Raw genomic sequence first — 24,062 nt, 5'->3', positions numbered from 1 at the left:
TTGGCAAACTGGAAAACCACCACACAGGAGCTGGCTCCCTATCCTGATTTTCAAATATCTCAATCTGTAACATCTGGGCGGGCAAATCGGCTCTATCTGTTACAGATCGAGACAAACGGCGGGCGTCGGGACGAATATCTCAATCTGTAACAGTAAGACGACTTTTAACGGTCTAGATGTTACAGATTGAGACAAACTGCCGTGGCAGGTCAAAACCACCACAAAGGTGCCTGTCCCCTTTGTGGTGGCGGGGCGTTAGAGGAGGAGCTTCATCGCGGCGTCGTGGGCGGCGTGCTCGTAAGTGTCGTCGAGGGGCTTGAGCGGCAGCAGAGCGGTGGCCCGTGCATCGCCACGGCGCTCGAGAGCGTGGGCGATGAGCCAGTCGGCGAGCTCGGGGTTCTTGGGCAGTGCCGGTCCGTGTAGGTACGTGCCGATGACGCCCTTGTAGATGATGCCCTCAAAGCCATCGTCGCCGTTGTTACCGGTACCCGTGACGACGGACGTTCCGAGCGGCGTGGCCTCTGCATCGAGCAGGGTGCGGCCGCCGTGGTTCTCGAATCCCACAAAGGGCTCGGGTGACAGGTCGGTCTTGACGGCGACGTTGCCGATCAGACGGTCGGAGCCGCGCACGGTCTCGGCGGCAATGACGCCCAGGCCCTCGATGCGATTCTCGCCCATATAGTACGAACGGCCGAGCAGCTGATAGCTGCCACAGATAGCGAGCAGCGAGCCGCCATCCTCAACATAGGCCGCGACCTTGTCTTTTTGAGCGAACAGCTCGTGTGCCACGGCCAGCTGATCGCGGTCGGAGCCACCGCCCATCATGACGATGTCGGCGTCGGTGAGATCGAGCGACTCGCCCATACGGACCTCGTCCACGCGCACGGGGATGCCACGCCAGGCGCAGCGGCGCTCGAGGGCAATGACGTTGCCGCCGTCGCCATAGAGGTTGAGGGCATCGGGATACAGGTAGACGATGCGTAGCGGGCGCGAAAGCTCGACCGGCGCAATGTCGGTGGGGACAGCGCTGCCATCGGCGCGCGTTACGGCGTGGGAGGCGACCGAGCTCGCATCGGTGCTCTTAAGCTCGTCGAGCTCCTTGATCAGCGGCGGGAAGGCCGTGTAGTTGGCGACGGCGTAGAAAGTATCACCAGCCTCCTCGTCCGCCACGGCACCGATCGCCTGCTCGATATTCGAGATGATGGCGGAGTCGATGCCGGCGTACTTCAGGCGTACCTGCATATCGTGCGCGCGTGTACCCCCGACAAAGGCGATAAGACCTGGGGTATCGGCGATGCGCTCGAAGTCGACGTCGTAGATCCACGATACATCGTGGCCGTCGGCGTCGTTGTCGTTCAGGAAGAAGGCGCAGAGCCTGCCGCCTGCCGTTTTAATGGACTGGATCTGGCGATCGAAGCCCACGGGATTTTTGGCCAGATTTGCCTCGACGGTACGGCCAGCGATTTCCCAGCGGCCCATGCGCCCGCCGGCGGGGACGTAGGCATCGAGCGTGGGCTGCAGATGCGCCGCGTCCACGCCCAGCTCGCGCGCCGCAAAGAAGGCGGCGGCAACGTTGTAGACCATGTACAAGCCGTTGTAGCGCGTGGCGATGTGCGTTGCGGGTGCGTCGGTATTGGGTCCAAAGTTCAGGTCAAAGCCGTAGCCGTCGCAGGTGAGCTCAACGCCTGTCACGCGACGGAGCAGCGCTGGGCGACTCCAGCCGCACGAAGGACAATGATAGGCGCCGAGCTGGCCGTATTGCACGTAGTCGTACTCCAACGGGGTGTTGCACTGCGAGCAAAAGCGCGAGTCGCTAATGCGGTCAGACTCGGTGTCGGTGGCGCCGTCGATGCCAAAGGCGATGCTTGCATTGGGAACGCGCGCGGCGATCGCGGCGCACAGCGGGTCGTCGGCGTTATAGATGAGCGTCGTTGTCGGCGAAAGCTCCAGCGCGTGGGCGATGACGTCCTGGGTGTGGTCGATCTCACCGTAGCGGTCCAGCTGGTCGCGGAACAGGTTGAGCAGCACAAAGTAGGTCGGCTTGAGCTTGGGCAGGACGCGCACCGTGTAGAGCTCGTCGCACTCAAAGACGCCTACGCGCTTGCTGCTGGCGGTTCGCTTAAGGTTGCCGCGCGCCTCGAGCAACGCGCCCACCACGCCCGGCTCCATGTTGTTTCCGGCACGGTTGCATACCACGGTGGCGCCGCTGGCGGCAACGGCATCGGCGATGAGGTTGGAGGTGGTGGTCTTGCCGTTGGTGCCGGTGATCACCACGCTGCGGTCGACAAGGCCCGCGAGGTCGCTTAGCAGCTCGGGGTCGATCTTCATGGCGATACGGCCGGGGAGTACGCCGCCCTGGCGCTTAAGGACGGAGCGCAGTCCCCAGCGGGCGATATCGCTCGAGGTGCAGGCGAGAGATGAGCGGAAGTTCATGAAGCCGTTCCTAACGTGAATGACATGGTCGTGACGTTTGTGCCGTTAAAAGCCGTAGCGGCGCGCAAATTCCTGGGCAAGCTGCGATACGTCTTCGCAAGCGCTGGCCCAGGGGGCAAAGTCGGGAGTATCCGAGATGATGCCGTCGGCCTCCCAAACTGCCTGATGCGAAAGGTCCCAGGGGTCGTGCGGTTCGGGCCGGCAGGGAAGATACGGCGTCTGATACATGGGGTTCAGCAAAAAGAACGCGCCGCCCTCGCAGCGGTTGGCAAACTCACGCAGCGCGCGTGTCGCCGGGCGCATCTTGTTCGTTTTGAACAGCAAGATCGTGCGGGCGAGCAGGTACCAGGGGGAGTTCTCGAGGGTATCGGCCCCCATCTGCTCCTCGAGCTGGTGGGCCAGGGCAAAAAAGCCGTCCTCGTCTTCTAGGCGAGCGAGGGCGAGTAGCACGGTGCCTGCAGCTCGGGTGGGATAGCCTTCCGCCTTAAGGACGCGGCGGGCGTAGTTGGCGGCAGCACGGTAGCGAGCGCTCGCCATGCACAGCAGCGAGATGGCCTCGAGCGTGTGGAGCCACCCGATAAGAGCCGGCTCGCTTACGGTGAGATCGGCCGCCGTCACGCCGTCTGCCAGCACCTTGTTGGCCCAGTAGTGCGGGGCCTCCATGTCGAACCCGGGCACGCTTTGCTGCAGGTAATCGGTCGTGGTCGCCTCGAGTTTCATCAGGTCGCCCAGACAGGCGTCGACGGGCGTGTCCGCCAAAATGATGGCGAGCAGCTGGGCATCGACGGCCAGCGCGTCGACGCGGACGATCTTGAGCAGCTCATCGCGCGTATCGTCGAACAGGTGGTTGCGCGTCTGTTCAAACTCCTCGTCGCTGCCCATGTCCTCGATGCGATGGAGCTCGTCGAGCAGGTGGCGGTGGACGCCTGCATAGGACAGCAGTGCCTGGGCATGCTCGGTCTGCGCATACTTATGAGGGTTGACGCTCACGTCGTTATGGACAAGCTCGCGTGCTGCATCGGTGAGTTCGGGGTGCGACGCAAGGTAGGCGCGCTCCAGGTAGGCGGGGATGTAGACGCTCGGATCCATTAGAGGTCTCCTCCCTTAAACGGCAGGCCCTGCTCGGCCGCCCGCAGGATGCGCTCGTCAATCTGGGAACGCACGATATCGTTGGTGGCGACCCAGGCGGCAAAGCTGGCGTTGTCGGGGGCGCCCAAGCCCTCTTGCAGTACCGGCGTCGCCTCGGACAGCGCAAGGACAAGCTCGTCGGTGGAGCCCACGCCCACGTTGACGCGGGCATAGACGCCATCGGGAAACTCGGTTTGGAAATAGAGCGCCTCGGCTGCGTGTGGGCACGAGCGTGCAAGGATGCGCAAGTAGTGCTCGGCACCCTCGTAGTCCAGCTCGCGCCAGGCAGCGCTCATCAGCGCGATGAGCGTCCATGGGTCCAAGTCGCGCTCCGCGTCCTTGGGACGACGGCGTAGCGGCGTGTTGGTGAGATAGGGGACGGAGTGGGCAGAGCGAAAGCGCTTGAGCTCCTCAGCGGGGTATTCGAGCTTCGCCATGGCGAGCATCGCGGTGTGACGGACGCCGGCCGGATCGTTGGGGGCAAAGTCGAGGCTGCAGTTTGCGGCTTCGAGCGACATGCGATAGCGGCCGCTAATGAGGGCGCGCGACGCAAGGGCGGCAAGCCAGCGCAGGTAGGGGCGGCGCATAAGGTCGCCTGCGGCCTCACGCTCGTAGGGGTCCTGCGCCGAGGCGATCTTGAGTGCCAGGTCGTGCTCGACTTCATCGCGCTTGGATACCAGGTACTGTACGTACTCCTCGTTGGAGTTGGCGGTGAGGGCGGTCAGCATGCGCTGGGCATCCCAGTTGGTGGGGTCGAGCGCGGCTGCCTCGCGAAGCATGTTCTCGGCAGCGGCCTCTTCTTGCTCTGCCTGGGTATCGTCAGGGATAAAGGGAATGCGGTAGTCGACAGCCTCGACCACCTTGGCAATGAGGTGCCCGGCGCGGTCGCGGTCGTGCACGATGAGCGGCGCGGGGTTGCGGGTGAATTGTTCCATCAGACGCTCTACGGCGGCACCGTCGGTGAGCGGGATATTGTCGCGGCGCAAGGCCTCAAGAACGAGGCGATGGCAATCCTCTTGAATGGGATCGAATGCCATGGGGCCTCCTTTGCTGCGGTTAGGGTTCAAATGTCTCTATATAAGGTTCTAGTTTACCCGCATGTGGCACACCGGGGGTGCCGCACTTGGACATGCACCTTTGCACCACGAAGACGGATGTCGCACAAATGTCGGCACCTTGGACGACTGAGTGGTATCACGATGCCGCAAACGGTCGATTTTTGGCGGCGAACGGGGCACATTTTGGAGGGCCACAGTCCTGCCCGGGATATGTGGTCAACCTTGATAAAACGTTTGCCCAGCTTGGGAGTATGAATGCCCCACAAGGGTCTTCAGGGATAGAAAAAACGTTTCATCATTGTCGGCTTTAGGTGAATAACTGACCAACCAGAACGGTAGAATAATGTTTGTCTGAGCGTTGAGACGTTTAGACATCGCGCATTGTCATCGCCGGCAACGCGCAAAACGGTCCTAACGGAGCCAATCGGGTGCTCCGTTATATACGCAAGTCTAAGAGGGGCTTGTTTAGGAGGCACAGTATGGGACGTTTTACCAATCCTCGCGATCTGTACTTTGGTGAGGGCGCTCGCCACGAGGTGAAGAACCTCAAGGGCAAGAAGGCCATCATCGTTTCTGGCGGCAGCTCTATGCGCCGCGGCGGGTTCCTGCAGGACGTTGAGGCCGACCTCAAAGAGGCCGGCATGGAGGTCAAGCTGTTCGAGGGCGTCGAGTCCGATCCGTCCATCGAGACGGTCATGAAGGGCGCCGAGGCCATGCGCGAGTTCGAGCCCGACTGGATTATCGCCATCGGCGGCGGCTCGCCCATCGATGCCGCTAAGGCCATGTGGGTCTTCTACGAGTATCCCGAGGAGTCCTTCGATAACATCATCCAGCCGTTCAGCTTCCCCGAGCTGCGTCAGAAGGCTCACTTCTGCGCCATCTCCTCTACCTCCGGTACCGCTACCGAGGTCACTGCCTTCTCCGTCATTACCGACTACGCCAAGGGCATCAAGTACCCGCTGGCCGACTTCAACATCACCCCTGATGTCGCCATCGTCGACCCCGAGCTCACCTACACCATGCCCGCCAAGCTGTGCGCTCACACCGGCATGGACGCTCTGACCCACTGCATGGAGGCCTACGTTTCCACCTGCGCCTCTATGTTCACCGACGCCAACGCTCTGCACGGCATCCGCGAGATCGTTGAGTGGCTGCCCAAGTCCTATGCTGGCGACCATGAGGCCCGTCAGCACATGCACGAGGCTCAGTGCATCGCCGGTATCGCCTTCTCCTCGGGCCTGCTCGGCATCGTTCACTCCATGGCTCACAAGACCGGTGCTGCCTTCGAGAACGGCCACATCATCCACGGTGCTGCTAACGCCATGTACCTGGGCAAGGTCATCCAGTGGAACTCCAAGGATCCCCGTGCTGCCGAGCGTTATGCTTACGTGGCCAAGGAGATCCTGCACCTTCCCGGCGAGACCAACGAGGAGCTCATCGCCGCGCTCGTCCAGAAGATTCGCGACCTCAACGACCAGCTCAACATTCCGCAGTCCATCAAGGATTACGCGAATGGTGGCGTGAAGGTCGACGCCGAGAACCCGCAGATGGTCTCCGAGGAGGAGTTCCTCGCCAAGCTTCCCGAGATCGCCGCGAACGCCGAGACCGACGCCTGCACGCCCGAGAACCCGCGTGAGACCAAGGCTGCCGACTTCGAGAAGATTCTCAAGGCCTGCTACTACGACACCGACATCGATTTCTAATCGACTCTTGTTATCGTAACGAGGGGCTCCGCACGTATCCGTACGGAGCCCCTTTCTTTTTTATTATTAGAGAATGGGATAGTTATGGCTGCAATTTTCAATAGCCCCAGCAAGTACATCCAGGGTCCGGACGAGCTCGTAAAGCTCGGCTCCTATGTCGAGCCGCTCGGTGCTAAAGCCCTCGTCATCGTGACGCCTTCGGGCAAGAAGCGCGTCGGTGCCAAGATCGAGGGCGGTTTTGCCGAGGCCAAGGCCGAGCTGCTGTTTGAGGACTTTAACGGCGAGTGCTCCAAGGGCGAGGTCGATCGTCTGGTTGCGCTCGCTCGCGACAACGGTTGCGACATCATCGTCGGCGTCGGTGGCGGCAAGATCCTCGACACCGCGAAGGCCGTTGCCTACTACCTGGAGTCCCCGGTCATCATTTGCCCCACCATTGCTTCGACCGATGCTCCGTGCTCGGCACTTTCGGTGCTCTACACCGACGACGGCCAGTTCGACAAGTATCTCTTCCTTAAGGCAAACCCCAATATTGTCCTGATGGATACGACGGTTATCGCGGCGAGCCCGGTGCGCCTGACGGTTTCCGGCATGGGCGATGCGCTCGCAACCTACTTTGAGGCCCAGGCGACGCATGATGCCGACGGCGGCACTTGCGCCGGCGGCAAGGGCGGCATGGCCGGCCTGGCGCTCGCCAAGCTCTGCTACGAGACGCTTATGGCCGATGGCGTCAAGGCCAAGGTCGCGCTGGAGAAGGGTGCGCTCACGCCTGCCGTCGAGCACATCATTGAGGCCAATACGCTGCTTTCGGGCATTGGCTTTGAGAGCTCGGGCCTTGCTGCTGCTCATGCTATCCACAATGGCCTGACGATGCTGCCCGAGTGCCACGGCATGTATCACGGCGAGAAGGTCGCCTTCGGCACCATCGTCCAGCTGGTACTCGAGGATGCCCCGACCGAGAAGCTCGAGGAAGTCTTGGGCTTCTGCATTGAGCTGGGCCTGCCGGTCACGATGAAGGAACTTGGCGTTGCCGAGCTTACGCGCGAGCAGGCCATGATTGTTGCCGAGGCCGCCTGCGCACCCGATGACACCATGTGCAACATGCCGTTTGAGGTGACGCCCGAGATGGTCGCAAACGCCATCCTGGGTGCCGACGCGCTGGGCCACTACTATCTCATGGATGAGTAAATCAAGCTAAGGAAGGGGCAAAGCAAGCAGATGGCTTTGCCCCTTTTTACTATGGTGCAAAGTGGCCTGTCTCCAATGCACAAGTTGGTGCAGGGGGCAGGTTACTTTGCACCAATCGTTGTTTGATGAAGGGCGGATTCTCGTATGGCGCTTCCCATGGTTTATGGCGGTCCCGGCCGGTATGTTCAGGGGCCGGGCGAACTTTCGCGTCAGGGCAGGTATTTGTCATGGTTGGGCTGCGCTGCTTATGTCTTGTTTGACCAGGGCACCGAGGATCGGCTGTGCAAGCAGATCGTCGATGGATTTCTGGACGAAGATCTAAGTGAGCCGTTCTTTAAGATTTATGACGGTCCGTGTACGGAAGACGCCGTTGTCGAAATGGCTAAGGAAGCCCGGGCCGAGTATTGCGACATGGTGGTGGGCATTGGCGGCGGCAAGATACTCGATATTGCCAAGGCCGTTGCGTTTTATGCCGAGGTGCCGTTGTGCGTATGCCCCACGGCGGCTTCGATGGACGGTCCGTGCAGCGCGATTTCGGTGCTGTATCACGAGGATGGGTCGTTCGACCACTACCTGATGCTCGAGAAGAATCCAGACCTGGTCGTGGTCGATACCAACGTGGTCGCGGCAGCCCCACTGCGTATGACGGTCGCTGGCATGGGCGACGCACTGGCAACGTACTTCGAGGCGCGTTCGTGCGCCGCGGCGCACGGTGCCAACGAGCACGGTGGCGCGCCGGGGCACTTGGCCTTGGTTGCGGCTCGTGCCTGCTATGACACACTCATGGAGTGCGGCGTCGCTGCCAAGCGCGATCTCAAAAAGGGCCGTACATCGCCGGCAGTTGAGCGCCTGATCGAGTGCAATATTCTGCTCTCGGGTGTTGGCTTTGAGAGTGGCGGTTTGGCGTTGGCGCATGCGATCGCCAACGGCCTGACGATTTTGCCCGAGTGCAAGGCCATGCACGGCGAGGCCGTAGCGTTTGGTCTGATGGTTCAGCTTCGTCTGGAGCGTGCACCCGAGCTTGATCGGGTGCTCGAGTTTTGCCAACGCGTCGGTCTGCCGACGACGCTCGAGGAGCTGGGCCTTGGCGAGATTTCCGATGCCGATCTGCAGAGTGTTGCAAATGCGGTCTTTAGAAACGGGCGTAATATGGCCAACGAGCAGGCCAAGGTGACCAAACAAAAGCTCGTGCAGCTCATGTGCGAGGCATAGTTTGGCTCTTGATTGACCTTGTGCAATCGAGTCGGCGATAGGCCATGGGCTATTTGCCGCAAAGATGCTCCGCGTGTAATTTGCCCGAGGCGGGTGCTGATGGCGTATCATTTATCGTTGCTTGTTTGCACTGCTCAGGGAGGGGCCGCGCATGGCGCAGGAACACGATCTGTTTGATGACATTATCGAGATCAGCAAGGGTTTCGACTTTCTTAAAAACCCGCTTGGCGGTGTGACCGATGCACTCGATCCGTCGGCGCCGCAGTGGAATCCTGCCGACTATAAGGAGCGTCCGCGCGGCAACACCATTCCGTGCTTGACCTGTAAAAACGAGAAGAGCGGTTGTACCGCGTGCATGGACGTGTGCCCGGTCAATGCCATCGAGGTCGAGGAAGATGCCATTGAGATTCTCGACTCCTGTCGCAAGTGCGGCCTGTGCGCCGCTGCCTGTCCGACCGAGGCGATCATCTCGCCGCGCCTGGCGCCCAAAAACCTCTATGACGAGATTGTTTCTGCTGCCACAAGCCACGAGACCGCCTACGTCACCTGCACGCGCGCCCTTAAGCGCATGCCGCGCGAAAACGAGGTCGTCGTCGCCTGCGTGGGCGATATTACGGCCGAGACCTGGTTCTCGGTGCTGGCCGACTATCCCAACGTGAGCGTCTACCTGCCGTTGGGCGTGTGCGATAAATGCCGCAACACCGGCGGTGAGGACATTCTGGGCGAGGCGATTGCGAAGGCCGAGGAGTGGTCTGGCACGGGTATGGGCCTTGAGGTCGACCCCAAGAGCCTCAAGTGCCATAAGCTTCGCGAGTACGAGCGCAAGGAGTACATGGAAAAGATCGCCCGCACGACGGGCCTGACGGTGACCAAGCTCAACCCGGCGACGGCGGCGCTGGCCTCGGTGACGCAAAAGCTCAAAGCCCATCGCCATCAGATTACCCAGCTGGAGCGCACGCTCAGCACCATGTGCGGCACCACGACGACCAAGCGTCGCCGTTCGCTCACGCACGGGCGACAGCTGGTGCTCTCGACACTGCAGAACCATCCCGAGCTTGCCCAGAACATGCAGGTGAGCACGCCGGAGTGCGATTTTGACAAGTGCACGTCGTGCGGCGAGTGCGTCAATGCGTGCCCCACATCTGCCTGCGACCTGGTGGGAAGCGGCCGCTTTGCGTTGGAGTCCACGTATTGTTTAGGCTGCGGCGCCTGTGTCAAGGTTTGTCCCGAACATGCGCTCAAGCTTGTTGAGCACGATGCGTCCAACTTGGTCGTCGTCGACCCCGAGGCCGAGGAAAAGGCCGCTCAGAAGGCAAAGGCTCATGAAGAAGCTGAGAAGGTCAAGGCTGAGGCAAAGGAAAAGCTCAACAAGATGCTCGACCAAGTGGAAAAGCTCGCGGACTAGCTAAAAGAGCGTAAATGATGGCCGGTGGGACAGGTACTGCCCCACCGGCCAAAGAAGTTGCGGTGGAATAGTTCCTGTTTTGCCCTTAAGCTGGCCATTCTAGGAACTATCCCACCGCAACTAATAGATGGTTAGCTCATACTGCTCTGATGGGTCTCGCTGCCGTTATTGCGGCGGGTGACCGTTTCGTGGAGTAAAAAGAAGCTGGGAACCTGCTTTGTCTCGGTGTATTCCATAAGGATGCCGTCGGCGTTGTAGGTCTGTCCGCGTACAACGGCGAGTGCGTTAAAGTCGTCGAGATCGAGCACGCGTGCATCCTCGGGCGTGGGATGCTCAATCGTTACATCGCGTTTGCCCGTGGCAATCTTAATGCCAAGGCCTTCTTCGAGGTAACGATAGATCGAGTCGTTGACAATCTCGGGCGTCAGCCCCGGTACCTGTGAGCTTAGGTAATAGGAGTCGTCGGAGCACACGGCTTGTCCGTCTGCATAACGGATGCGTTTGGCGCGTGTGAGCTCACAGCCTTCGGGAAACCCGGTAATCTTGGAGAGCGCCTTGCTGCAGATGAGGAGCTCAAAGACGGTGGTGACAGTCTTGAGCTCAAAGCCTCGGTTGACCGCGATTTCCTTAAAGGTCTCGAGTCCGCCGCCACCACGACTCTTCTCGTCACTGATGTTGCGAATGACGCGCATGCCTTTGCCTTGCTGGGGGAGCACGTAACCATCTGCCGCAAGCATCGAGATGGCGCGACGGACCGTCATGCGCGAACAGTCAAACAGCTGCGTGAGCTCAGTCTCCGAAGGCAGATAGCTCTGATAGGCGTATGTGCCGTCGTCAATCGACTGCTTCACGTTGTCATAAATAGTTTGGAAGATGGCTCGCGCCATGACGGTCTCCTAGAGCTGGGTGCGTGAACGACGGATGAGGGCCGTCCGCGCAGGTGTCAATCGATTTACTTGCTGGGGTCGATTATATATTTACCCATGGCACGCAGAGCTGGGTCTGACAGGATGGCGCCGAGTTCGTCGAGGGAAGCCACCTTGGCGACCATCGAGGATACGTCGAGCCTGCCAGAGTCGATGAGCTCGAGCGCGCGACGCTGCGTATAAGGGTTGATGTAGGACGAGGTGAGCACAAGCTCCTTCTGGAAGACCTCGAAGGGCTTGACGGTGATTGTCTCATCGGGCTTGGTGAGGCCGAACATCATGACCGTAGCCTTGTGGCCGGCGATCTGGATGGCCTGCTCGATGGTGACGGGCTTGCCAACACACTCGATAACGACATCGACGTTGCCGACGCCCTCCTGCTCCAGGCGGGCCGGGACGTCCTCGTGGATGGAATCAATTGCCAGATCGGCGCCGAGTTTGAGCGCAACCTCGCGCTTGCCCTCGACGGGCTCGAGCAAGACGACCTTGGTGGCGCCGGCGTTTTTGGCAAGCTGCATCATGAGCAGACCGATCATGCCACCGCCGATAACGACAACTGTGCTGCCGGGCTTGATGTTGCACATATCGATGCCGTGCAGGCAGCAGGCGACGGGCTCGGTCATAGCACCCTGCTCAAAGCTGGTGTGATCGCCCAACTTGTAGACTTGCTGCATATCGACGGAGCAGTACTCGGCAAAGCCGCCGTTAACGGTGGTCCCGTAACCGGTCATATGCTCGCAGTAGTGGTTGATTCCGTCGCGGCAGGGTTCGCAGCAGCCGCAGGGATGGTTTGGGTCGATGCACACGCGATCGCCCGGTTTAAAGCCAGCGACATCGCTGCCCACGGCCTCGACAACGCCCGCAAACTCATGACCAAGGATCGTGGGCGGGGTAACGTCCGCTGCGCCCTTGTCGCCTTCATAGATATGAACGTCGGTACCGCAGACGCCGCAAGCCTTGACGTTGATCAGAACGTCGCGCCTGCCCACGGCCGGCTTTGCCGATTCCTCGACTCTGAGGTCGTGCTTTCCATAGAAGACCGCGCTTTTCATGGTGACTCCTTAACGTGGCGGTGAATGTTGTAATGAAGTATAGGCGTGTATGCAGATATAGACAAGCATATCTAGACAAGTAGAAAAGAATTATGAATTGTGGCCATCAGCTATATCAGCTTTAGCAGGTGAAATACTGGACATATACCGTTTACGGCTAATAATCAACCGTTTACCGACCGTAGTATTGATGCTAACTTGTCTAGATAAGTGATATGATAAAAATAGAAGCGCAAGAAGTCGGGGACACGGGCCCACCCGTCCTATTGCACGAGGTACACGCAAACGGCGCGTCTGCGGTCTCGAGTGAAGCCAAAACCGCAGCCGCTCCGAATGAAGAGAGGGGGATTCCCCGTCATGATGCAAAAGATACAACGTTTCGGCGGTGCAATGTACACGCCTGCAATTCTTTTCGCATTTTCCGGAATCGTCGTCGGCCTGGGTACGTTGTTTACCACCGAGGCGATCTTTGGCGAGATGGCCACTGCGGGCCATCTTTGGTTTGATTGCTGGAATGTGCTGCTCCAGGGTGGTTGGACGCTCTTTAACCAGATGCCTTTGCTGTTTTGCGTAGCGTTGCCAATCTCGCTCGCGAACAAGCAGAACGCTCGCTGCTGCATGGAGGCTTTGGCCATCTACCTTACCTTCAACTACTTTGTAAGCACAATCTTGGGGCAGTGGGGCCCTGTCTTTGGGGTCGACTACTCTGTCGAGGCGGGCAGCGGTACTGGTCTTGCCACTATCGCAAGCATCAAAACGCTTGATATGGGCATCATGGGCGCGCTTATCATTTCAGGTATCGCCACGATGCTTCACAACAAGTACTTCGACACCGAACTTCCTGAGTGGTTGGGCGTGTTCTCGGGCTCCGTGTTCATCTATATGATCGGTTTCTTCGTTATGGTTCCGGTCGCTCTTATCGCCTGCCTGGTGTGGCCGCATGTCCAGGCTGCTATCTCCGCCTTCCAGGGATTCATCCTTTCCGCCGGTACGTTCGGCGTGGGCGTCTTTGCTTTCTTCGAGCGCGTGCTGATCCCTACAGGCCTGCACCACTTTATCTATACGCCGTTCTATTACGACAACGCGGCGGTCAACGGTGGCATCTTTGCTGCTTGGGCCAACATCCTGCCCCAACTGGCTGCCGATCCGAGCATTGCTCTTAAGGATGCCGCACCCTGGGCTGCCTATACCTGCCCTGGTTGGACTAAGGTCTTCGGCTCGCTCGGCGTCGCCATTGCGTTTTATATGACCGCCAAACCCGAGCGCAAGCAGCGCGTCAAGGCTCTGCTCATTCCCGTCACCCTTACCGCTATGCTTTGCGGTATTACCGAGCCGCTTGACTTCACCTTCCTGTTCATTGCGCCCGGCCTGTTCGTCGTCCACTGCGTGCTCGGAGCGCTCGGCTGCATGGCTCAAAACCTCCTTGGCGTCGTGGGCATCTTCGACGGCGGAATCATCTCGATGCTCTCGTGGGACTGGCTGCCCCTTTGGGCCGCACACGGTCTGCAGTACGCCATCTCCATCCTTGTCGGTCTGTGCTTTACCGCTCTTTGGGTCGTGGTCTTCCGTTTCTTGATCATCAAGTTCGACTTTAAGACCCCCGGTCGCGAGGATGACGATGTTGAGGTCGAGCTCAAGTCCAAGGCCGACTACAAGCAAAAGCAGAGCGGTGCTGCTGCTAGCAAATCGGTCGCCCAGAGTAAGGATGACGAGCGCTTGGTGCTTGCCGAGAACATCCTCGATCTACTCGGTGGCACGGACAACGTCATCGATGTAACTAACTGCGCTACCCGTCTGCGCGTTAACGTCAAGGACAAGGGCGCCGTTGCACCCGAGGCTTCCTTCAAGGCAATCGGTACGCATGGCTTGGTGGTCCAAGGCCAGTCAATCCAGGTCATCATCGGCCTTACCGTCCCGCAGGTTCGCGAGAAGTTCGAGAGTCTTCTGTAAACCATCGTCCATCGAAACAATCGGCCTTGCAGAGCCGGTATGCACCGCAAGGCCGATTCTAGAGATAAAAAACTCCACTTCTAGGTAACAATTCCAAACCGTGCAGGCCGCGTACGGGGATGGATTGAGCAAGCGGCCAGAATGAGGAGGACATCATGTCCAAGAAAAACTATGCCGTGACCATTGCCGGCGGTGGCTCTACCTTCACCCCGGGCATCGCTCTGATGCTGCTTGAGGAGCGCGACCGCTTCCCGGTCAACAAGGTGACCTTCTACGACAACAACGCCGAGCGCCAGGAGACCGTGGCCAAGGCCTGCGAGATCTACTTCCACGAGAACGCCCCCGAGGTTGAGTTTAGCTACACCACCGACCCCGAGACCGCATTCACCGGGACTGACTTCGTCCTTGCTCACATCCGCGTCGGCCTGTACGCCATGCGTGAGCTCGACGAGAAGATTCCTCTCAAGTACGGCTGCGTTGGCCAAGAGACCTGCGGTGCCGGCGGTATCGCCTACGGCATGCGCTCCATCGGCGGCGTTATCGAGATCCTCGACTACATGGAGAAGTACAGCCCCAACGCCTGGATGCTCAACTACTCCAACCCCGCGGCCATCGTCGCCGAGGCTTGCCGCGTGCTGCGCCCCAACAGCCGCATCATCAACATCTGCGACATGCCGATCGACCTCATGGATAAGATGAGCCGTATGTGCGGCATCAAGGATCGTCGCGAGCTGCAGTATAGCTACTACGGCCTCAACCACTTTGGTTGGTGGAGCAAGATCTACGACAAGGACGGCAACGACCTCATGCCGCAGATTAAGGAGCACATGGCTAAGAACGGCTACCTGGACGGCATCGAGCACGAGGCCGGCAAGGAGCAGCATGTCGAGGAGAGCTGGATTCACACCTTCGGCAAGGCCAAGGATGTCTATGCTGTCGATCCCGAGACGATTCCCAATACCTACCTCAAGTATTACCTGTACCCGGACTATGTCGTCGAGACGTCTGACCCCAACTACACTCGCGCCAATGAGGTTATGGACGGCCGCGAGAAGAAGGTCTTTGGCGCTTGCCGCGACATCATCGCCAAGGGTACGGCTAAAGACGGCGGCTTTGAGCCAGATGTACATGCCAACTACATCGTCGACCTTGCCTGCGCACTGGCCGAGAACACGCTCGAGCGCTTCCTGCTGATCGTCCCCAACGATGGCGCTGTGCCCAACTTCGACCCGACGGCCATGGTCGAGGTGCCTTGCATCGTCGGTTCCAACGGCTTTGAGAAGATCTGCCAGGGCCCGATTCCGCAGTTCCAGAAGGGCCTGATGGAGCAGCAGGTTTCCGTCGAGAAGCTCGTTGTCCAGGCTTGGGTCGAGGGCAGCTACCAGAAGCTCTGGCAGGCACTCACGCTCTCCAAGACCATTCCTTCGGCGAGCGTTGCTAAGCAGATCCTGGACGAGCTCATCGAGGCCAACAAGGATTTCTGGCCCGAGCTTAAGTAAGGACTGCAGTCTCGAACTCTCACTCATCTCTGCTTCATTTGCGCCGCCGTGGCGTCCGGGTTCGCCCAGATGCTGCGGCGGCGCTATACTTATGCAGTTTGAAGTACCTGTACCAAAAGGAGCTGTCGTGTCCCTTTCCATCGGTATCGTGGGCCTGCCCAACGTGGGCAAGTCGACGCTGTTCACCGCGCTTACCAAAAAGACCGGTCTTGCCGCCAACTACCCGTTTGCCACAATCGACCCCAACGTGGGTATCGTCGACGTGCCCGATAGCCGCTTGCAAAAGCTCGCCGACATCGTCAACCCCGGCCGCATTGTGCCGGCTACGGTCGAGTTTGTCGACATCGCAGGTCTGGTGAAGGGCGCTAACGAGGGCGAGGGCCTGGGCAACCAGTTCTTGGCAAACATCCGCGAGACCGACGCTATCTGCGAGGTCGTGCGCTACTTTAAGGACCCCAACGTCATGCGTGAGGTGGGCCGCACGGGCGAGTTCGTCGATCCCGCCGGCGATGCCGACACCATCATGACCGAGCTCATCCTGGCCGACATGGGCACGCTCGAGAAGCAGCTGCCCAAGCTCGAGAAGGAGGCCAAGCGCGACAAGGAGCTCATGCCCAAGTTTGAGGTCGCCAAGCGCCTGCTTGCCTGGCTCAACGAGGGCAAGCGCGCCGCGTCCATGGAGATGACCGACGAGGAGCGCGCCGCTGCCAAGGGCTTGTTCCTGCTCACCATGAAGCCCATCCTGTATGTGGCCAACGTAGACGAGGATATGCTCAACGAGGACCTGGCGCCCATCGACGGTGTCAAGCCGTTGCCCATCTGCGCCAAAATCGAGGCCGAGCTTTCCGAGCTCGATCCCGAGGACGCCGCCGACTACCTGGAGAGCCTGGGCCTGGAGCAGCCCGGTCTGGACGTGCTCGCGCAGGCCGCCTACAAGCTGCTTGGCCTGCAGTCGTTCTTTACGGCTGGCGAGATGGAGGTCAAGGCCTGGACGGTGCGTCAGGGCGCGACCGCCCCGCAGGCCGCCGGTGTCATCCACACCGACTTTGAGCGCGGCTTTATTAAGGCCGAGGTCATTGGCTACGACGACTACATCGAGCTCGGTGGCGAGCAGGGCGCCAAGGCTGCCGGCAAGCTGCGTATTGAGGGCAAGGACTATGTCATGGCCGATGGCGACGTCGTGCACTTCCGCTTTAACGTATAAGGACGACGCATATGTTTAAATATGGCAAAAAAGCTGGCTACATGGGTATTGCGCTGCTCGTACTTGCGGTGATTCCGCTGGTGGTCGCAGCGTGTGTTATCCCCAACATTGGTCCCGAGGTAGCAACAAAGTTTAATGCCGCCGGCGAGGCGACGCGCTGGGGCAAGAGCTACGAGTTGCTGGCGCTGCCGGTGCTCAACTTGCTGCTGAGCGTGGCGACGTACTTTACGGCGGGACGCCAGGCAAAGAACAATGAGGAATCCGCCGCCATGGCGCGCATCGTGTGCGAGCGCTACCTGCGAAACGGCTGCATCACGGGTGTGTTTCTCAACGTAATCAACGTCTACTTTATGTATTCGGCGATTACCGGTATGGGCTTTGGCCTGGGCTTTTAGCTTGCGCCTTTAGGCAACGAGCCTGCAAGCATATTCGATGGCTGCTGCGAGGCCGCCGCTCGATCGTGGTTGAAAGACTACATCGGCGGCGGCCTCGTTTTCGTATCCGGCACCGCGGAGGCAGAGCGCGATACCGGCTTCTAAAAGGAGCGGCAGGCCGCGTTGACTGGTTGCGATTACGGCAGCCTGATTGAGCGAGCAACTGTGCGCTTGGCATTGGATGGCAAGTTCACCTTGCGCCGGGCAAGGGACCAGAACAGCGGCGACTCGACTTGATAGCAATGCGAATGCTGTGCGCTCATCGGGCGAAAGACATTCTGCTTCAACGACGACGAGCTTGGGCGGTGCGCTGTTTGTGCGAAGCGTGGCTCGGTACATGCGGACCGAAGAACCCGACATAGAAAACTCCTGTGTATTCGGCAAAACGTAAACTATAGTTTACGTTTATATTCGGCTCCATTTCAAACTCGTCTGCATGGACGAACGTGCGAAACAGATTCTTGGCAGGCGGGTCGAAGAGACACGCAGAGACCTTGGTATCTCCAAGGTTGATTTTTGTGTGGCGACAGGAATCAGCCGACCCTACCTCGACCGAATCGAAGATGGGACGGCAAATTTCACGCTCAAGGTTCTATTTAAGATCGCGCCCGCACTTGGCATGACGGTGTCAGAGCTTCTCGAGGGTATCGAATAGGGGATACCCGTCGACAACTGAATTACGCCATCGGGATGCGGTCGTGGTTGACTTGGCTGTAGAACAGGCGCTGGATCTCGGTGGCATCGCGTGACTGGCCGAGTGCCCACATGGTTTTGGCCACGAGCGTCTCGGTTGTCATATCGTCGCCGCGCAGAATACCCGGATGATCGGCGTAAGCACGGCCGACCTCATAAACGCCCAGATCGAGGCCCTCTTCGGGGACCTGCGTGGTCATAACGACGGTGCGGCCCGAATCGACCCAGCGGAAAATTGCCTCTTGGAACGATTCGCCCGATTCACCAAACTCGGGGATACCGCCAATGCCAAAGGTCTCCAGAATCACGGCGTCGTAGCTATCGGCAAGGGCGTCGAGGATGCCCGGGTTTACGCCGGGCGTAAGCTTGAGTACAAATACGCGCGGGTCGATGCTGTCGTAGAAGCGCACCGGGTTTTCGTCCTGATGCGTGCCGTGAAGCCCGTTGCGCACGATGCGGTCGTTGCGGATATAGGCGATGGGCGGATAGTTGACGCTAATGAACGCGTTAAAGCTCATAGTGCGCTGTTTGCGGGCGCGCGTGCCGGCAATGGCGACGCCGCCAAACACGATCGAGACGTCGTGCGAATGCTCGTCGAGCGCATAGAGCAGGCTCTGGTACAGGTTGAGCTTGGCATCGGTAAAGGGATTGCCCATGGGCTTTTGCGAGCCGGTGAGTACGATGGGCTTGGGGCTGTCCTGAATCAGATAGGAAAGCGCCGCCGCGGTGTAGCTCATTGTGTCCGTGCCGTGCAGGATCACAAAGCCGTCGTGGTCGGCATAGCCTTCGACGATGACGTCGCGGATACGCATCCAGTCACTGGGGCGCATATTGGTGCTGTCGATGTTCATGGGCTGCACCACGTCGAGCTCGCAGAGGCCCGAGATCTCGGGGACGCTCTGGGCGAGCTCCTCACCGGTCAGGGCGGGGGAGAGGCCATTGCCGTCCTCGGTCGATGCGATGGTGCCGCCCGTGGCGATGAGAAGGATGCGCTTCATGCTGGTATTCCTATCGTATTTGCCGCCGCAGAGGCGGAGTCGTTCGGCAGTATTGTGGCACAGGGCGTCCAATGTTCAAACGTATTACATCATCTGCAACGTTTGGTAACACTTCAATTGCCGTCAAATAGGGGCCCAGGTCGTGCGTTTGCCGTGCGCTGATGGCTATGACGGGCGCAGAACCGCTGGTTACGTGTACACTATGAAAGTTATTTTCGTTCATTCGCGCGGGCGGGCATCGGCTCCCCGCCAACAAGAGGGGGAAACCATGGATCAAAAGGCTTCCGCAAAGGTCCTCGTACTCGACTTTGGTGCGCAGTACGGTCAGCTCATTGCCCGTCGCGTCCGCGACCTCAACGTGTATTCCGAGATCGTTCCCTGCGACATCTCGGCCGATGAGATTCGCGAGATGAACGCCTCTGCGCTCATCCTTTCCGGCGGCCCGGCTTCTGTGTATGCCGAGGACGCTCCCACCATCGATCCTGCCATCTTTGACCTGGGCCTTCCCGTCCTGGGCTTTTGCTACGGTCATCAGATTACGGCCGTGACGCTCGGCGGCAAGGTCGGCCACTCCGAGGTGGGCGAGTACGGCCGCGCCACCATCACGCGTACGGCCGGCGCCAAGCTTTTTAACTCCACGCCCATGGAGCAGACCGTGTGGATGAGCCACCGCGACGCCGTGTCCGAGGTGCCCGAGGGCTTTACCGTTACCGCCAGCACCGACGTGTGCCCGGTTGCCGCCATGGAGTGCGTCGAGCGCAAGATTTTCACCACGCAGTTCCACCCCGAGGTCAAGCACTCCGAGTACGGTCAGCAGCTGCTGAGCAACTTCCTGTTTGAGATCTGCGGCCTGGAGCCCAACTGGAGCATGGACAACCTGGTCGAGACCATGACGGCCGAGTTCCGCGAGAAGGTCGGCGACGACCGCGTGATTCTGGCCCTGTCCGGCGGCGTCGACTCCTCCGTCGTGGCTGCGCTGGGCGCCCGCGCCGTGGGCAAGCAGATGACCTGCGTGTTCATCAACCACGGCCTGCTGCGTAAGGGCGAGCCCGAGCAGGTGGAGGAGGTCTTCACCAAGCAGTTCGACGTCGACTTTATCCACGTCCACGCCGAGGACCGTTATGCCGAGCTTCTGGCCGGCGTGACCGAGCCCGAGGAGAAGCGCCGCATCATCGGTACGCAGTTCTGGAAAGAGTTCTTCACCGTGGCGCAGCAGCTCGAGACCGATGGCAAGCCGGTCAAGTACCTGGCTCAGGGCACCATCTACCCCGACATCATCGAGTCCGGCGCTCGCAAGACGGGCGGCAAGACGGCCACCATCAAGAGCCACCACAACCTGATTCCGTTTCCCGAGGGCGTGCACTTCGACCTTATCGAGCCGCTCGATCACTTCTTTAAGGACGAGGTCCGCGCGCTTGGCCTGGCGCTGGGCCTGCCGGGTCACATCGTGTTCCGTCAGCCCTTCCCGGGCCCGGGCCTGGCCATCCGCATCATCGGTGCGGTCGACAAGGAGAAGCTCGAGATTCTCAAGAATGCCGACGCCATCGTGCGCGAGGAGCTCGACGCCTATAACCAGCGTCTGTTTGAGCAGACCGGCGAGCGCAACTCCGAGCACAGCTGCTGGCAGTATTTTGCGGTCCTGCCCGACATCAAGTCCGTTGGCGTTATGGGCGACGAGCGCACCTATCAGCGCCCGATCATCTTGCGCGCCGTGGAGTCCAGCGACGCCATGACTGCCGACTGGGCCAAGCTGCCCTACGACGTCCTGGCCCGCATCTCGGGCCGCATCGTGGCCGAGGTTCCCGGTGCCAACCGCGTGTGCTACGACATTACGTCCAAGCCGCCTGCGACCATCGAGTGGGAGTAGGCTGACAGGGTTTTGACCTGCTCTTTTGAGTATTGCACTGTGCTCCTGAGTTTCGTTTCGTACGAGAGTTACGGCAAAGCCGCCAGCGACGGCGGTGAGTAAAACGATAATCTGGCCTCCGTTCCCGCGTTGGGACGGAGGCTTTTTCTTTGCCGTTTTACTCCCTTTCACCTGCGATTTCGCCATTTACTCCCCGTATTTCAAGATGACAAAGTACGGGTGGTATTCGGAAGAACGAGAGTAAGGATTTATCCCAAGTGAGTGGGCACGCGGTTCTCCATGCTATTTGGGACTAATAACCGCTAGAACATAAAGAGAGTGCTGGATGCGGGCCTTCAATTCGTCCCCGCGCTCTCTGGTCCTATCGTGCCGTCATCAAGCACCTTATTTACTCTGTGAAATATAATTCTGGATGCAAAAAGATATCCGCACGGAGGTTTCCAGCATGTCCAAGCTCAACATCGACCAGAAAACGATCAAGCTGCTCCTTACAGATAAGCATTCGGACTTCCTCATCCCAGATTACCAGCGACCTTACGCCTGGGGCGAAGACGAGTGTGCAACGCTATGGGACGATCTCTTCACCTTCGCGTTTCCCAACGACGACTGCGACGCCTTCGAAAGCACTAGTGATGAATACTTCCTCGGCCCCATTGTTACTTTCAAGAACGACGCAGGCCAGCTTGAAATAATCGATGGCCAGCAGAGACTTACAACCATCATGTTGCTGCTTAGGGCGTTTTACGACAAGTTCGCAAACATGAAGGACAAGCAGTCAATTAAAGTGCGTGACTCGATTGCTGGCTGCGTCTGGAAGACCGATGAGTTCGACGACCCCGACATGAATGCACTGAAAATCGATTCAGAGGTGGCGAGCGATTCCGATAAAGATGAGTTTCTAGATATATTGCGCCACGGCTCCGTGGGCCCCATGGCCCACAGCGCCTATTCACGCAATTACGCCTTCTTCTCTAAAAGAATGGCCGAAATGGCAAGCGAGTGGCCAAGCTACATCGCCCTATTTGCCGCTCGCATTCTCAATAACGTAATCTTGCTTCCCATCGAAGCGGAATCCCAGGACACCGCGCTCAGAATCTTCTCGACTTTGAACGACCGTGGACTCCCGTTGGCAGACGCTGACATCTTTAAGAGCCAGTTCTACAAGCACTTCTCCATCGAGGGTCGCAAAGACGAGTTCGTTGCGCGTTGGAAAGTGCTTGAGGAAACAGCCAACCTCATTTTCAAACCAACCTCGGGCACGCCGCTCGACGAGCTTTTCACCCGCTATATGTATTATCGCCGTGCAAAGAAGGGCATCCGCGACACGACAACCAAAAGTCTACGCGACTTCTACAGCGACAGCTCGTACGAAATCCTACGCGAGGACGCGACGCTCGACGATTTGGAGTCTCTGCTCGATTTTTGGAAACGGGTTGATGCGCAGGAGGGCTTTTCCGAGCGTGTAGCACGCCGTCTATTCGTTCTCAATTATGCACCCAACGGCATGTGGGCTTATCTGTTGAGTACCTGGTTCCTGGCAAAGCGCAATACCAAAGGCGAGCTAGACGACAAAGAGCTCTACGATTTCCTTTGCTACATCACTGGATTCATCTACGCCTACTCACTTGAGCGTCCCGGCGTAAACGCCCTGCGCGGTCCCGTCTATCCCGCACTCATAGATATCGTAGAAGGTCGCAAGGTCGACTTTTCAGCCCATCTGTTCGACCGTGAAACAATTACGGGACGCTTCAGAAGCTATCAGTTCACCAACCAGCGTCGCTTCACACGATCGATGCTTGTTTGGTGGGCCTATTCAGATCCTAAGCAACCTCTCATGGACTTGGACACAACGCTCGAGATTGAACACATCTATGCAAGAAAGCGTAACGAGGTGCACCCGCTATCCAATCGCTCAAATCTTGAAGCACTAGGAAACAAGGCGATGTTGGAGAAGCGCGTAAATATTCGCGCCTCAGATTACCAACTGACGGATAAACGCAAGTATTATGAGGGCTATGTGAACGATAAGGGCGTTGAGGTGTCGGGGACCGCTGTTCGCGAACTCGTGGAAATTGCGCGATGCGGCGACTTCGCCGAGAGCGACATCGAAATGCGCACCGAGCGGATCATCACTACTTTTGTCGAGTGGCTTGGCAAGTTGGGCCTGCTAAGGGAGTAAAACTTGATTCATCTTCGCTTATCGGTCTTGGACCCGGAAAAGCTCGTTGCTTTTGCTCAGTAGACGGACGTTGCCGTCTACTGCGGTTGCGTGCCAAACGTTGGTGTCAGCACCCCGGAAAAGGGGTGTGGCCACCGCCTAGAATCTTCAGTTACCACGCTGAGACGATAGGAGATGACCACATGGACACAATGTAGCGCACGAGGCGCCCTCGACGCCATTGCTTGCGTTTCGCCATCGCTGCTCGAAGCGTGCCACTTGGGACTCCTGGCCGGAGGAGAGATGGCCGTTCCCTATGAGATTACGGAACCACCTATATCCGCTTGCTGCGGGCTTGCTTGAGCCAGTTCCTCTTGAAAGAGCCGATACCACCGAAGAACTTGTTGTACGTCTCACCGTTCTCCTTGGCCTCGTACTTGACCAAGGCAAGTTCGATAGTGCAGAGGTAATCCGCCACTTGCTCGAGGCGGTAGTCGGTCATCGAGGTTTTACGGCGTCGGACGACCCCTTTTGAGAGGACCTTGCCCACCGAGCGGTCGAGCGCCTGCTTGACAATGTCCTGACCGTTGTCGTAATAGACCTTCACATCGTCGAAGGACTGGAAGAAGCCCAGGTGTTCAATCATGGCGGAGGAGATGTCGCGTCCCATGCGCTCCATTAGCCTTGCCGGGTCTTCGAACTGGCTGCGACGGTAGACGAACGTGATATAGGAAATGGGAAGTTTGCGGACGAACGAGGAGAAGTAGGCGAGCATCACCTTGCGCTGCTCGATGTCAAGAAACTCATAGTCCTTGTGCCCGTTCATGAGAGGCTCGGAGTGAAACGGAATGTTAGGGAGATCGGCCCTGGCAAGCTTGGCCTCATAGCCCGTGACCGCCTCGGCGATGCTGTCTGCCTGGTCGTGAAAGACGAGTGTGAGCAGGTAGTAGCGAGCTTTGCCGCCGCGGTCGCCGCTCTCGTCGACGAAGATGCTGAGCTCCTTGGCCAATGGGGACTCCTAATGGAATGGATAAAGACGATATGAGAAAGCCATTGGGGCCGCCTCCCCCGCGGCGCAGCTTCTTTCCGCGGGCTCGGGGTGCCACAATGGGCTTTGAGTATCGGCCCGTGCGGTAGCCCTTACCGCACCTGCGGGG

General features: G+C 59.0%; 19 protein-coding genes. 11 read left to right on the top strand and 8 right to left on the bottom strand.

Annotated features, from left to right (window positions below; all coding sequences use genetic code 11):
- Positions 1-255 precede the first annotated feature (255 nt).
- The 3 genes from NBH09_RS01290 to NBH09_RS01280 are packed head-to-tail and all read right to left on the bottom strand — an operon-like array spanning position 256 to position 4,598.
- Positions 256-2,433, bottom strand: a complete 2,178-nt coding sequence (locus NBH09_RS01290) for a MurT ligase domain-containing protein (RefSeq protein ID WP_250786840.1) — start codon at positions 2,431-2,433, stop codon at positions 256-258.
- Positions 2,434-2,478: 45 nt separating this feature from the next.
- On the bottom strand, positions 2,479-3,522 hold the full coding sequence (locus tag NBH09_RS01285; protein ID WP_250786839.1) for a hypothetical protein: 1,044 nt from the start codon (positions 3,520-3,522) through the stop codon (positions 2,479-2,481).
- Complete coding sequence (locus NBH09_RS01280; RefSeq protein ID WP_250786838.1) at positions 3,522-4,598, bottom strand: hypothetical protein; 1,077 nt, start codon at positions 4,596-4,598, stop codon at positions 3,522-3,524. Before NBH09_RS01280 ends, NBH09_RS01285 begins: the two co-directional genes overlap by 1 nt.
- Before the next feature lie 500 nt (positions 4,599-5,098).
- Between NBH09_RS01280 and NBH09_RS01275 the strand changes: the two genes are divergently transcribed.
- From NBH09_RS01275 to NBH09_RS01260, 4 genes are all read left to right on the top strand, one after another.
- Complete coding sequence (locus NBH09_RS01275) at positions 5,099-6,322, top strand: iron-containing alcohol dehydrogenase (RefSeq protein WP_117655226.1); 1,224 nt, start codon at positions 5,099-5,101, stop codon at positions 6,320-6,322.
- An 84-nt stretch (positions 6,323-6,406) separates the two neighbouring features.
- A complete protein-coding gene (locus NBH09_RS01270; RefSeq protein WP_250786837.1) occupies positions 6,407-7,507 on the top strand; it encodes a glycerol dehydrogenase in 1,101 nt (366 codons plus the stop codon).
- Positions 7,508-7,651: 144 nt separating this feature from the next.
- Complete coding sequence (locus NBH09_RS01265; protein ID WP_250786836.1) at positions 7,652-8,719, top strand: glycerol dehydrogenase; 1,068 nt, start codon at positions 7,652-7,654, stop codon at positions 8,717-8,719.
- 151 nt (positions 8,720-8,870) lie between these two features.
- A complete protein-coding gene (locus tag NBH09_RS01260; RefSeq protein ID WP_250786835.1) occupies positions 8,871-10,124 on the top strand; it encodes a 4Fe-4S binding protein in 1,254 nt (417 codons plus the stop codon).
- A gap of 131 nt (positions 10,125-10,255) precedes the next feature.
- On the opposite strand, the gene NBH09_RS01255 is transcribed toward NBH09_RS01260, so the two are convergent.
- Positions 10,256-11,011, bottom strand: a complete 756-nt coding sequence (locus tag NBH09_RS01255; protein WP_250786834.1) for a GntR family transcriptional regulator — start codon at positions 11,009-11,011, stop codon at positions 10,256-10,258.
- A 65-nt stretch (positions 11,012-11,076) separates the two neighbouring features.
- A complete protein-coding gene (locus NBH09_RS01250; RefSeq protein ID WP_118080958.1) occupies positions 11,077-12,102 on the bottom strand; it encodes a zinc-dependent alcohol dehydrogenase family protein in 1,026 nt (341 codons plus the stop codon).
- 333 nt (positions 12,103-12,435) lie between these two features.
- Between NBH09_RS01250 and NBH09_RS01245 the strand changes: the two genes are divergently transcribed.
- From NBH09_RS01245 to NBH09_RS01230, 4 genes are all read left to right on the top strand, one after another.
- Positions 12,436-14,052: an alpha-glucoside-specific PTS transporter subunit IIBC gene (locus NBH09_RS01245; protein ID WP_346982335.1), complete on the top strand. Its 1,617-nt coding sequence runs from the start codon at positions 12,436-12,438 to the stop codon at positions 14,050-14,052.
- A gap of 155 nt (positions 14,053-14,207) precedes the next feature.
- Complete coding sequence (locus NBH09_RS01240; RefSeq protein ID WP_117848085.1) at positions 14,208-15,551, top strand: 6-phospho-alpha-glucosidase; 1,344 nt, start codon at positions 14,208-14,210, stop codon at positions 15,549-15,551.
- A 127-nt stretch (positions 15,552-15,678) separates the two neighbouring features.
- Positions 15,679-16,755 (top strand): redox-regulated ATPase YchF, encoded by a 1,077-nt coding sequence (gene ychF, locus NBH09_RS01235; RefSeq protein WP_055309950.1) that lies wholly within the window; start codon positions 15,679-15,681, stop codon positions 16,753-16,755.
- 11 nt (positions 16,756-16,766) lie between these two features.
- Positions 16,767-17,150, top strand: coding sequence for a DUF1648 domain-containing protein (locus NBH09_RS01230; RefSeq protein ID WP_117800541.1), 384 nt, complete (start codon positions 16,767-16,769; stop codon positions 17,148-17,150).
- A 9-nt stretch (positions 17,151-17,159) separates the two neighbouring features.
- Here the strand turns inward: NBH09_RS01230 and NBH09_RS01225 are convergent, their stop codons facing one another.
- Complete coding sequence (locus tag NBH09_RS01225) at positions 17,160-17,549, bottom strand: hypothetical protein (RefSeq protein ID WP_250786832.1); 390 nt, start codon at positions 17,547-17,549, stop codon at positions 17,160-17,162.
- A gap of 76 nt (positions 17,550-17,625) precedes the next feature.
- On the opposite strand from NBH09_RS01225, the gene NBH09_RS10070 reads away from it, so the two are divergent.
- Positions 17,626-17,844 (top strand): helix-turn-helix domain-containing protein, encoded by a 219-nt coding sequence (locus NBH09_RS10070; protein WP_035136926.1) that lies wholly within the window; start codon positions 17,626-17,628, stop codon positions 17,842-17,844.
- A gap of 22 nt (positions 17,845-17,866) precedes the next feature.
- Here NBH09_RS10070 and NBH09_RS01220 read toward each other — a convergent pair whose 3' ends face one another.
- Positions 17,867-18,880 (bottom strand): asparaginase, encoded by a 1,014-nt coding sequence (locus NBH09_RS01220; RefSeq protein WP_250786831.1) that lies wholly within the window; start codon positions 18,878-18,880, stop codon positions 17,867-17,869.
- Between the two features lie 268 nt (positions 18,881-19,148).
- On the opposite strand from NBH09_RS01220, the gene guaA reads away from it, so the two are divergent.
- Positions 19,149-20,747, top strand: coding sequence for a glutamine-hydrolyzing GMP synthase (gene guaA, locus NBH09_RS01215; protein WP_250786830.1), 1,599 nt, complete (start codon positions 19,149-19,151; stop codon positions 20,745-20,747).
- Between the two features lie 445 nt (positions 20,748-21,192).
- Complete coding sequence (locus NBH09_RS01210) at positions 21,193-22,926, top strand: DUF262 domain-containing protein (protein ID WP_124785968.1); 1,734 nt, start codon at positions 21,193-21,195, stop codon at positions 22,924-22,926.
- A 313-nt stretch (positions 22,927-23,239) separates the two neighbouring features.
- Here NBH09_RS01210 and NBH09_RS01205 read toward each other — a convergent pair whose 3' ends face one another.
- On the bottom strand, positions 23,240-23,914 hold the full coding sequence (locus NBH09_RS01205; protein ID WP_124785969.1) for a DUF3800 domain-containing protein: 675 nt from the start codon (positions 23,912-23,914) through the stop codon (positions 23,240-23,242).
- Positions 23,915-24,062 lie beyond the last annotated feature (148 nt).

The organism is Collinsella sp. BG-O-102 (genome assembly GCF_023656745.1).
Classification (GTDB): domain Bacteria; phylum Actinomycetota; class Coriobacteriia; order Coriobacteriales; family Coriobacteriaceae; genus Collinsella.
The sequence above is the reverse complement of the archived record's forward strand: the minus strand, read 5'-3'. Positions and strand labels throughout refer to the sequence as shown.

What these genes read in the sequence shown, in the direction of transcription:
- NBH09_RS01245 (WP_346982335.1), top strand. Translation starts at nt 12,436, where the DNA reads ATGAAGAGAGGGGGATTCCCCGTCATGATGCAAAAGATACAACGTTTC.
- NBH09_RS01240 (WP_117848085.1), top strand. Translation starts at nt 14,208, where the DNA reads ATGTCCAAGAAAAACTATGCCGTGACCATTGCCGGCGGTGGCTCTACC.
- NBH09_RS01255 (WP_250786834.1), bottom strand. Translation starts at nt 11,011, where the DNA reads ATGGCGCGAGCCATCTTCCAAACTATTTATGACAACGTGAAGCAGTCG.
- NBH09_RS10070 (WP_035136926.1), top strand. Translation starts at nt 17,626, where the DNA reads ATGGACGAACGTGCGAAACAGATTCTTGGCAGGCGGGTCGAAGAGACA.
- NBH09_RS01220 (WP_250786831.1), bottom strand. Translation starts at nt 18,880, where the DNA reads ATGAAGCGCATCCTTCTCATCGCCACGGGCGGCACCATCGCATCGACC.
- NBH09_RS01265 (WP_250786836.1), top strand. Translation starts at nt 7,652, where the DNA reads ATGGCGCTTCCCATGGTTTATGGCGGTCCCGGCCGGTATGTTCAGGGG.
- NBH09_RS01285 (WP_250786839.1), bottom strand. Translation starts at nt 3,522, where the DNA reads ATGGATCCGAGCGTCTACATCCCCGCCTACCTGGAGCGCGCCTACCTT.
- NBH09_RS01230 (WP_117800541.1), top strand. Translation starts at nt 16,767, where the DNA reads ATGTTTAAATATGGCAAAAAAGCTGGCTACATGGGTATTGCGCTGCTC.
- NBH09_RS01210 (WP_124785968.1), top strand. Translation starts at nt 21,193, where the DNA reads ATGTCCAAGCTCAACATCGACCAGAAAACGATCAAGCTGCTCCTTACA.
- NBH09_RS01270 (WP_250786837.1), top strand. Translation starts at nt 6,407, where the DNA reads ATGGCTGCAATTTTCAATAGCCCCAGCAAGTACATCCAGGGTCCGGAC.
- guaA (WP_250786830.1), top strand. Translation starts at nt 19,149, where the DNA reads ATGGATCAAAAGGCTTCCGCAAAGGTCCTCGTACTCGACTTTGGTGCG.
- NBH09_RS01290 (WP_250786840.1), bottom strand. Translation starts at nt 2,433, where the DNA reads ATGAACTTCCGCTCATCTCTCGCCTGCACCTCGAGCGATATCGCCCGC.
- NBH09_RS01280 (WP_250786838.1), bottom strand. Translation starts at nt 4,598, where the DNA reads ATGGCATTCGATCCCATTCAAGAGGATTGCCATCGCCTCGTTCTTGAG.
- NBH09_RS01225 (WP_250786832.1), bottom strand. Translation starts at nt 17,549, where the DNA reads ATGTCGGGTTCTTCGGTCCGCATGTACCGAGCCACGCTTCGCACAAAC.
- NBH09_RS01275 (WP_117655226.1), top strand. Translation starts at nt 5,099, where the DNA reads ATGGGACGTTTTACCAATCCTCGCGATCTGTACTTTGGTGAGGGCGCT.
- NBH09_RS01250 (WP_118080958.1), bottom strand. Translation starts at nt 12,102, where the DNA reads ATGAAAAGCGCGGTCTTCTATGGAAAGCACGACCTCAGAGTCGAGGAA.
- NBH09_RS01260 (WP_250786835.1), top strand. Translation starts at nt 8,871, where the DNA reads ATGGCGCAGGAACACGATCTGTTTGATGACATTATCGAGATCAGCAAG.